This is a genomic window from Pseudomonas sp. 05T35, assembly GCF_056396605.1.
In genome coordinates this window covers 1-5,061 of record NZ_JBFTLU010000531.1, presented here as the reverse complement: position 1 = coordinate 5,061, position 5,061 = coordinate 1, and the positions used below count along the sequence as shown (strand labels likewise).

The window sequence follows — 5,061 nt, the reverse complement described above, 5'->3', positions numbered from 1 at the left end:
GTACGAGTACCACTCGACGCTGTCGGAAAACAACCGCGTCCACGTTCAGCCGATTCCGCCGACTCGCGGGTTGATCTATGACCGTAATGGCGTGGTGGTGGCCGATAACCGGCCCAGCTTCAGCCTGAGCATGACCCGCGAACGTTCGGGTGACTGGAAGCAAGTGCTCGATGTCATCGTTGAGGTGCTGCAACTGACGCCTGAAGATCGGGCGGTCTTCGAAAAGCGCATGAAGCAGGGGCGCCGACCGTTCGAGCCGGTGCCGATCCTGTTCGAGCTGACAGAAGAGCAGATCGCCCGGATCGCGGTGAATCAGTTCCGCCTGCCGGGCGTCGAAGTGGTTGCGCAGTTGGTACGTCACTATCCGCAGGGTCCGCATTTTGCGCACTCGGTCGGGTATATGGGGCGGATCAACGAGAAAGAACTCAAGTCTCTGGATCCGGTGGCTTACAGCGGCACCCATCAAATTGGCAAAACCGGCATCGAGCGCTTCTACGAGCCGGAATTGCACGGTCAGGTCGGTTACGAAGAGGTCGAGACCAACGCCCGTGGCCGCGTACTGCGGGTGCTCAAGCGTACCGATCCGATCCCCGGCAAGGACATCGTCCTGAGCCTGGACATCAAGTTGCAGGAAGCCGCGGAAGCCGCATTGGGTGGGCGCCGTGGTGCCGTGGTGGCGCTGGACCCGAACACCGGCGAAGTGCTGGCAATGGTCAGCCAGCCGAGTTTTGACCCGAACCTGTTCGTGACCGGCATCAGCTTCAAGGCCTACGCCGAGTTGCGTGACTCGGTCGACCGGCCACTGTTCAACCGCGTGCTGCGCGGCCTGTACCCGCCGGGTTCGACCATCAAGCCGGCCGTGGCGATTGCCGGGCTGGACTCTGGCGTCGTGACGGCCTCGACCCGGGTATTCGACCCGGGTTACTACATGCTGCCCAATTACGATCACAAATACCGTAACTGGAACCGCACCGGCGACGGCTATGTGGATCTGGACACGGCGATCATGCGCTCCAACGACACCTACTTCTACGACCTGGCGCACAAGCTGGGGATCGATCGGTTGGCGGCCTATCTGGGCAAGTTCGGTATCGGCCAGAAGGTCTCGCTGGACATGTTCGAAGAGTCGCCGGGGCTGATGCCGTCCCGCGAATGGAAGCGCGCGACCCGACGCCAGGCGTGGTTCCCGGGTGAAACGCTGATTCTGGGGATCGGCCAGGGCTACATGCAGTCCACCCCGTTGCAGTTGGCCCAGGCCACGGCGCTGGTCGCCAACAAGGGCAAGTGGAACCGTCCGCACCTGGCGAAAACCATCGAAGGCCAGAAGCCGCAGGACCCGAACCCGATGCCGGACATCGTTCTGCGTGACTCGTCGGACTGGACCAAGGTCAACCATGGCATGCAGCAAGTGATGCACGGTGCCCGCGGCACCGCGCGTAAAGCGGCGATCGGCTCGCAATACCGGATTGCCGGCAAGTCGGGTACCGCCCAGGTGGTCGCGATCAAGCAGGGCGAGAAGTACGACCGCTCCAAGGTTCAGGAACGCCACCGCGACCACGCCCTGTTCGTCGGCTTTGCGCCGGCCGACAACCCGAAAATCACCGTGGCGGTGATGGTCGAGAACGGTGAGTCCGGTTCCGGTGTCGCGGCGCCAGTGGTGCGGCAAGTCATGGACGCCTGGCTCCTGGGCCCGGATGGCCGACTCAAACCCGAGTACGACAGCCCTATCAGCGCGGAGGCTACGGCCCGTGAAGAGTAATTTTGATCGCATCCTCTCCAGTGAGGATGTGATGCGTCGCCGCGCGACGCTGTTGCAACGCCTGCACATCGATGGCCCCTTGCTGATCCTGCTGCTGATCCTCGCGGCCGGCAGCCTGTTCGTGCTGTATTCGGCGAGTGGCAAGAGCTGGGACTTGCTGGCCAAACAAGCGACATCGTTCGGGATCGGCCTGGTGTCGATGATCGTCATCGCCCAGTTCGAACCGCGTTTCATGGCGCRTTGGGTGCCGCTGGGCTATGTGCTCGGGGTGATCTTGCTGGTGGTGGTGGACGTGATGGGCCACAACGCCATGGGCGCGACGCGCTGGATCAACATTCCCGGGGTGATCCGCTTCCAGCCCTCGGAATTCATGAAGATCCTGATGCCGGCAACCATTGCCTGGTACCTGTCCAAGCGCACGTTGCCACCGCAGCTCAAGCATGTCGGGGTCAGCCTGTTCCTGATCGGCTTGCCATTCATACTGATCGTGCGTCAGCCGGACCTTGGCACGTCGCTGCTGATCCTCGCGGGCGGGGCTTTCGTGCTGTTTATGGGTGGAGCGATCCGCTCGGCACTGGCTGGAACATCATTCAGTCCAAGGCCGCCATCGGCTCCGGCGGCGTGTTTGGCAAAGGCTGGCTGCTGGGCACCCAGTCGCACCTGGACTTTCTGCCAGAAAGCCACACCGACTTCATCATCGCAGTGATGGGCGAAGAGTTCGGTCTGGTGGGCATTTGCGCCTTGCTGCTGATTTACCTGCTGTTGATTGGCCGTGGGCTGGTGATTACCGCCCAGGCGCAGACATTGTTCGGCAAATTGCTGGCCGGCAGCCTGACCATGACGTTTTTTGTTTACGTTTTCGTCAACATCGGTATGGTCAGTGGCCTGTTGCCGGTGGTGGGGGTGCCTTTGCCGTTCATTAGCTACGGCGGAACTTCGCTGGTGACGCTGCTGTCAGCGTTTGGGGTTTTGATGTCGGTCCATACCCATCGTAAGTGGATCGCACAGGTTTGAATAAGGTGAAGATTTCAATGCAAGTAATGCGTGGCTGGGCGACTCGATACGCTCCGTGGGTCGGCCTGGTAAGCATCCTTGGTGCAGCGCAGGAAGCGCTGGCCGGCGATTATGAAGGCTCGCCCCAAGTGGCCGAATTCGTCGGTGAAATGACCCGCGACTATGGTTTTGCCGGTGAACAGCTGATGGGCGTGTTCCGCGAGGCCGAGCGCAAGCAATCGATTCTCGACGCAATCTCCCGGCCGGCCGAGCGGGTCAAGCAATGGAAGGAATATCGCCCGATGTTCCTGACCGACGCGCGGATCGCCCGGGGCGTGGATTTCTGGCGTCAGCACGAAGCGGCGCTGGCTCGCGCGGAGCAGGAATACGGCGTGCCGGCGCAAGTTATTGTTTCGATCATAGGTGTTGAAACCTTTTTCGGCCGAAATACCGGTAATTATCGGGTGATCGACGCGTTGTCGACCCTCAGTTTCGACTACCCTCCACGTGCAGAATTCTTTCGCAAGGAATTGCGCGAGTTCCTCCTGCTAGCGCGAGAAGAGCAGGTCGACCCGCTGACGCTTAAAGGTTCGTATGCTGGCGCCATGGGCTTGCCGCAGTTCATGCCGAGCAGCTTTCGCGCTTATGCGGTGGACTTCGACGGTGATGGTCACATTAATATCTGGACCGACCCGGACGACGCCATCGGCAGCGTAGCCAGCTATTTCAAGCGTCACGGCTGGGAAGCGGGCGAACCGGTGGTCAGCCGGGCCGATGTGCGTGGCGATCAGGTCGACGACGGCTTGACCACCGGCATCGAACCGACGAAAACCGTCGGGGAGTTGCGGGCGTTGGGCTGGTCGAGTCATGATGCGCTGCGCGATGATATGCCGGTCACGGCTTTCAGGCTGGAAGGTGACAATGGCCCTGAATACTGGATGGGCCTGAAGAATTTTTACGCGATTACGCGTTATAACCGCAGCGTGATGTACGCCATGGCTGTACATCAGTTGTCTGAAATGCTGGTCCAAGCACGGGGCGTCAAGTAATGCTGGCATCGCCAATCCGCAAACCCCTGAAGCTGGTGACTTTCGCCGCGTTGTCGTTGCTCGTGGTCAGTTGTTCGACCAGTCGTGCGCCGCAACAGAAATACTCGACCGCGGTACGCGCGACACCAGGCCTGGATATCAACCGTGCCCACAAAGACGGTGCGCCGTGGTGGGATGTGGACATTTCGCGCATTCCCGATGCCACGCCGACCCTGCACACCGGCCCGTACAAGGCCAACCCGTATACCGTATTGGGCAAGACCTACTTTCCGCTGGCCGAATCCAAGCGTTATGTCGCTTCGGGCACGGCGTCCTGGTACGGCACCAAGTTTCACGGGCAGAACACTGCCAACGGCGAAGTGTATGACCTGTACGGCATGAGCGCCGCGCACAAGACCCTGCCGTTGCCCAGCTACGTTCGGGTGACCAACCTGGACAACAACAAGAGCGTGATCCTGCGGGTCAACGACCGTGGGCCGTTCTATTCGGATCGCATCATCGACTTGTCCTACGCTGCGGCGAAGAAACTCGGGTATGCCGAGATTGGCACTGCGCGGGTCAAGGTTGAAGGCATCGACCCGCAAGAGTGGTGGGCGGCAAAAGGCCGACCCGCGCCGTTGATGCTCAATGAGCCGCAAGTCGCGCAAAATAGCGCACCAGTGATTACCGCGTCGGCTGGCACCGTCGAGCAATGGACGCCACCGCCGCAGCAACATGCCGCGGCCGTTGTGCCGGTGCAGATCGATGCAAAAAAAAACGCTTCTGTACCAGCCTCTGGCCAGTATCTRCAGGTGGGCGCGTTCGCCAACCCGGACGCTGCAGAACTCCTGAGATCGAAGCTGAGCGGGATGGTGAGCGCTCCGGTGTTCATCAGCTCGATCGTGCGCAACCAACAGACACTGCATCGGGTTCGCCTGGGGCCAATCGGCTCGCAGGGTGAAATCACGCAAGTGCAAAACAGCGTGCGCCTGGCCAATCTCGGTTCGCCGAGCCTGGTGACGGCTGAATAAGCAATTCCTGATTCAAGGTTCGCTTGCGGTTTGGGGGGTGAACCTGAGTTGTTGGCTCGTTGAACAATAAAAGCCCGGCAAGGGTTAGAGAGTGAACAACTGAACACGCGACAATTGTCAGGTTCCGATACTGAACCTGGGTTGTCTGATTAGTTTTGCCCATAGGGCAGTTTCCATTAGCGATTTCGAGAGACGGATGAACATCACCACCTTTGCCAAACGCCTGTGCCTGCTAGTCCCGCTGCTCCTC

Annotated in this window: 3 protein-coding genes and 1 pseudogene; all 4 read left to right on the top strand. The window is 60.3% G+C overall.

All coding sequences use genetic code 11. The features are described from left to right. Positions 1-1,759 (top strand): penicillin-binding protein 2 (gene mrdA / locus AC1DH9_RS26670; protein ID WP_477809108.1); only part of this gene is annotated, 1,759 nt, incomplete at its 5' end. A 31-nt stretch (positions 1,760-1,790) separates the two neighbouring features. Then, positions 1,791-2,773: pseudogene (locus tag AC1DH9_RS26665) on the top strand (FtsW/RodA/SpoVE family cell cycle protein). Between the two features lie 17 nt (positions 2,774-2,790). Beyond that, entirely contained in the window at positions 2,791-3,801 is a 1,011-nt protein-coding gene (gene mltB, locus AC1DH9_RS26660; protein WP_427528619.1) for a lytic murein transglycosylase B, read from the top strand. Further along, a complete protein-coding gene (locus AC1DH9_RS26655; protein WP_427542399.1) occupies positions 3,801-4,811 on the top strand; it encodes a septal ring lytic transglycosylase RlpA family protein in 1,011 nt (336 codons plus the stop codon). Before mltB ends, AC1DH9_RS26655 begins: the two co-directional genes overlap by 1 nt. Positions 4,812-5,061 lie beyond the last annotated feature (250 nt).

Coding starts and splice junctions, on each gene's coding strand:
- mltB (WP_427528619.1), top strand. CDS start 2,791: ATGCAAGTAATGCGTGGCTGGGCGACTCGATACGCTCCGTGGGTCGGC.